Source organism: Paraeggerthella sp., from assembly GCF_048427265.1.
Lineage (GTDB): Bacteria > Actinomycetota > Coriobacteriia > Coriobacteriales > Eggerthellaceae > Paraeggerthella > Paraeggerthella hominis.
The window spans coordinates 1-4566 of the sequence record NZ_DBFOSR010000037.1; the positions used below are offsets into that span (position 1 = coordinate 1).

General features: G+C 64.8%; 4 protein-coding genes. All 4 read left to right on the top strand.

Annotated features, from left to right (window positions below):
* Positions 1 to 268 precede the first annotated feature (268 nt).
* A complete protein-coding gene (gene ychF, locus ACMNI9_RS03950) occupies positions 269 to 1333 on the top strand; it encodes a redox-regulated ATPase YchF (RefSeq protein WP_418830942.1) in 1065 nt (354 codons plus the stop codon).
* 87 nt (positions 1334 to 1420) lie between these two features.
* Positions 1421 to 2548 (top strand): aldo/keto reductase, encoded by a 1128-nt coding sequence (locus ACMNI9_RS03955; protein WP_418830944.1) that lies wholly within the window; start codon positions 1421 to 1423, stop codon positions 2546 to 2548.
* Positions 2549 to 2557: 9 nt separating this feature from the next.
* The gene (locus ACMNI9_RS03960; RefSeq protein ID WP_418830946.1) at positions 2558 to 3817 is read left to right on the top strand and encodes a GNAT family N-acetyltransferase; all 1260 of its coding nucleotides are present in this window, start codon (positions 2558 to 2560) and stop codon (positions 3815 to 3817) included.
* 99 nt (positions 3818 to 3916) lie between these two features.
* A partial coding sequence (locus tag ACMNI9_RS03965) for an amidohydrolase family protein (protein ID WP_418830948.1) occupies positions 3917 to 4566 on the top strand: 650 nt, incomplete at its 3' end.

The following is a 4566-nucleotide window of genomic DNA, read 5'->3' on the forward strand; positions in this document are numbered from 1 at the left end:
GCTCACATGTAGCGACCTGCACGAGGCGGCGGGCCGCCAGCCCGCACGGGCGCGCGCCGGGGAACATTGTCGCCCCAAACGGACGCTTTGACGCCGAAAACCGTACGTTTGGGGCGACAATGCGGTTCGGCGCGGTCCGGCGCGCGAAGTTGCATGCGCTGATGGGTTTGCTGATAGGTTGCGTGGGGTCTGTACGCGCAGGCGCACGGACCCTTTTCATTTGCTATCATGGTTCGATACGTTTCAAACGCTTGAGAAGGATTACTCCATGTCATTGTCCATCGGTATCGTCGGCCTGCCGAACGTCGGCAAGTCCACGTTGTTCACCGCTCTTACCAACAAGGGCGGCCTTGCTGCTAACTATCCCTTCGCCACCATCGAGCCCAACGTGGGCGTGGTGCCCGTGCCCGACGCGCGCCTGGACGCGCTGGCCAATATCGACCATCCTACGCGCATCGTGCCCGCCACCATCGAGTTCGTGGACATCGCAGGTCTGGTGGCCGGCGCCAGCCAAGGCGAAGGCCTGGGCAACCAGTTCCTTGCGAACATCCGCGAAACGGACGCCATCTGCGAGGTCGTGCGCTTCTTCGGCGACCCCGACGTGGTGCACGTTGCGGGCAAGGTGGATCCGCACAACGACGTGGATACCATCAAGACCGAGCTCATGCTGGCCGACATGGCCACCATCGAGAAAGCGCTGCCGCGTCTGGAGAAGGAAGCGAAGCGCGACAAGGACGGCGCCAAGAAAGTCGAAGTGGCCAAGAAGGTGCTCGCGGGCCTGGACGAGGGACATCGCGCGCGCACGCTGGGGCTTGACGAGGACGAGCAGGCCGCCATTTACGATCTGCACCTGCTGACCATGAAGCCCATGCTCTACATCGCCAACGTGGACGAGGATCAGCTGGACGCCGAACTGCCCGAGATCGACGGGTGCCGCCCCGTGCCGATCAGCGCGAAGGTGGAGGCGGACCTGGCCGAGCTGGATCCGGAGGAGGCGAAGGAGTACCTGGAGGCCATGGGCCTTGAGGAAAGCGGCCTGGCCCGTTTGGTGCGCGAAGCGTACAAGCTGCTGGGTTTGCAGTCGTACTTCACCACGGGCGTGCAGGAAACGCGCGCTTGGACCATCCCCATCGGCGCGAAGGCTCCGCAGGCCGCGGGCGTCATCCATACCGATTTCGAGCGCGGCTTCATCAAGGCCGAAACGGCCTCGTACGAGGACTACGTGGGCCTGGGCGGCGAAAAGGGCTGTCGCGACGCCGGCAAGCTGCGCCAAGAAGGCAAGGAGTACGTCGTCCAGGACGGCGACGTCATGCACTTCAAGTTCAACGTGTAAGCAGCGCGATGATGCGATAAGCTGCATAACAGCCTTTCGTCAGGCGTTATGCAGCTTTTTTATTGGGGGAACGTGCGGAGGACGAACATGCAGACGAGCGAAGAGTTGGCACCGCTGGGCTTCGGGTTCATGCGGCTGCCGGAAACGGAACTTTCGGACGGGTCGAAGGAGATCGACATCGAGCAGGTCAAGGAGATGGTCGACCTGTTCATGGATGCGGGCTTCACGTACTTCGATACGGCGCGCGGCTACCATGGCGGCAGATCCGAGGCTGCGTTGCGCGTGGCGCTCGTCGAGCGCTATCCGCGCGAATCGTTCCAGATCGCCACGAAGCTGCCGGCGTGGCTGGCGAAGGACGCCGATCATGCGCGCGCCATGTTCGACAAGTCCTTGCGCGAAACCGGCGCTGGCTACTTCGATTACTTTTTGCTGCACAACCTGGGGGAGGATCGCACCGCCCAGTTCGACGAGTACGGTCTGTGGGACTTTCTTGCGCGGAAGAAGGAAGAGGGCCTGATTCGCAATCTGGGCTTTTCCATTCACGACAAAGCCGACGTGCTCGAAGAGGTTCTGGCCGCTCATCCGAACATGGATTTCGTGCAGGTGCAGATCAACTACGCCGATTGGGAAAGCCCGACCATCGAATCGCGCAAGTGCTACGAGGTTGCGCGCGCCCATGGCCTGCCCGTGGTGGTGATGGAGCCCATCAAGGGCGGATCGCTCGTGAAGCTTCCCGATGCGGCGGCAAACCTGCTGAGCGCGGCGCAGCCCGACGCGTCCCTGGCCTCGTGGGCATTGCGCTTCGCCGCGTCGCTGCCGGGCGTGGTTTCCGTTCTGTCCGGCATGTCCACTCCCGATCAGGTGCGGGAGAACGTGCGGATCATGCGCGACGCCCGGCCGATGGCCAGCGAGGAGCGCGCGCTGCTCGATCAGGTGCGGGCTATTCTGGACGGCATCCCCACGGTGCCCTGCACGGATTGCCGGTACTGCCTGAAGAACTGCCCGCAGGACGTGCGCATTCCGGCGGCGCTCGCGTCGCTCAACATCCTGGCGCTTTACCATGACGAGTTCCGCGCCCAGGAAAACTACGATTGGAACGTGTCGGACGGCCTCGCGTCGTCGTGCATTGCGTGCGGCGCGTGCGAAGACGTGTGCCCGCAGCATATCCCCATCGTCGAGGAACTGGCGCGCGCGGCAGAGCTGTTCGAGCGCTAAAGGAGGAGCATGGCAGCGTACGACAACGAAAACGCGTACGATAACGAGAGCGCTCGCCGCGACGGACCCGTTGTCGTCGGGCCCGGGCAGCAGGCGGGCGTCGAGCCTTTGGAGGATTTTTTCGCGCGCACGCCGCGCGTAGCGGTGGCGTTTTCGGGTGGGTGCGATTCATCGTATTTGCTTGCCGCCGCATTGCGGGCCGGGTGCCAGGTGAAAGCGTACGGCGTGCGCACGGCGCTTCAGCCTGCGTTCGAAATCGAGGACGCGCTTCGCTTGGCAGGCCAGCTCGGAGCCGATTTCGAGCTGATAGACGCCGACGTCCTGTCGCGCGCCGACATCTGCGAAAACGCGCCTGATCGCTGCTATCGATGCAAGACGTTCATCTTCTCGACCATTCTCGAGCGCATGGCGCGCGACGGGTACGAGGTGCTGGTCGACGGCACGAACACCACCGATGATCCGGCGAACCGCCCCGGCTTCCGGGCGCTTGCGGAGCTGGGCGTGATCTCGCCCCTGCGTCGCGGCGGGTTGTCGAAAGACGACGTGCGCGCCGCCTCGCGGGAGCTTGGCCTGTTCACCGCCGACAAGCCGAGCTTTTCGTGCCTGGCCGTGCACGTGCCGAAAGGCGAGGCGTTGACGGCGGGCTCGCTGTCGCGGGCTGCCGAGACGTCGGGTGCCGCCCGAATCATGGCCGACCGCCGCTCCGGGGCGAGCATGGAACGCATTTTGGAGACCGAGCGCTTGACCTTGCGAAAAATGGGCGAAGGCGATTTGGACGCGCTTCGGATCATCTTGCAGGACCCCGATGTCATGTATGCCTACGAAGGCCCCTTCGATGAGACTGGCGTGCGGGAGTGGCTCGATCGGCAGACGGCGCGCTATCGTACCGATGGTTTCGGGCTTTGGGCCGTGGTGCTCAAGGAGACGGATCGCATGATCGGACAGTGCGGGATCACGTTGCAGGAATATCGAGACGCCCAGGTCATGGAGGTGGGCTACCTGTTCATGAAAGCGTTCTGGCATCGGGGGTACGCGACCGAGGCAGCCATCGCTTGTCGCGACTACGCCTTCGACGCCTTGGGTGCTCGCGAGGTGTATTCTTTGATTCGCGACACGAATGAACCGTCGCAGGCGGTTGCTCGCCGAAACGGCATGACCCCGCATGCAACGGTGGTGAAGCACTACCGCGGGGTGCGCATGCCCCATGTGGCGTTTTCCATCACGAGGGAAGAGCGCGATGCTTTGGCCGACCGCCGTGCCTCGCAGTAGCTGCGGCGCTTTCTCCGGCGTTGCTCCAGGCGTATACTGAGCGGATCGATTCAAGCAGACGAGGATGCGGCGCATGCGCGCCGTGGGAGGCGGCGCGCTATGGCATACGTGTTCACGCACGCAACGGTGCTCGACGGCACGGAGGGTATGGCTCCCTTGCCGAACATGACAGTGGTCGTGGACGACGCCGGGTGCATCGACAAGGTGGGACCCGCAGCCAGCACGGTGCCGCCTGCGGGCGCGGAGGAAATCGACCTGGCCGGCGCGTACCTCATGCCCGGCCTGATCAACGCGCATGTGCATCTGTGCGGGTCGGGCAAGCCGCTGAGCGCGGGTGGCGCGGGTCGCCTCATAGACGGCGTGGTGGGAAATCCGGTGAGCAGGTGGGCGCTTCGCCACGTCCTGCGAAGCCACGCGCAGCAGCAGCTGGCAAGCGGCGTGACCACGGTGCGCTCGGTGGGCGATCCGGGGTTCGCCGACGTGGAGGTGCGCGACGCCATCAACGCAGGCGCGTTCCCGGGGCCGCGGCTGCTTGCGTCCGGCGTGGGCGTTACCGTGCCGGGCGGTCACGGCGCGGGCTTGTTCGCCCATGTGGCGAGCACGCCCGAGCAGGCGCGCGAGATCGTTCGCACGTGCTTCGCGCACGCGTGCGACCACGTGAAGCTGTTCATCACGGGCGGCGTGTTCGACGCGGAGGTCGAAGGGGAGCCGGGCGTGCTGCGCATGCCGCCCGACATCGCCCGCGCGGC

Excerpts from the sequence above, each read along its gene's own strand:
- ychF (WP_418830942.1), top strand. The coding sequence starts at position 269 with ATGTCATTGTCCATCGGTATCGTCGGCCTGCCGAACGTCGGCAAGTCC.
- ACMNI9_RS03955 (WP_418830944.1), top strand. The coding sequence starts at position 1,421 with ATGCAGACGAGCGAAGAGTTGGCACCGCTGGGCTTCGGGTTCATGCGG.
- ACMNI9_RS03960 (WP_418830946.1), top strand. The coding sequence starts at position 2,558 with ATGGCAGCGTACGACAACGAAAACGCGTACGATAACGAGAGCGCTCGC.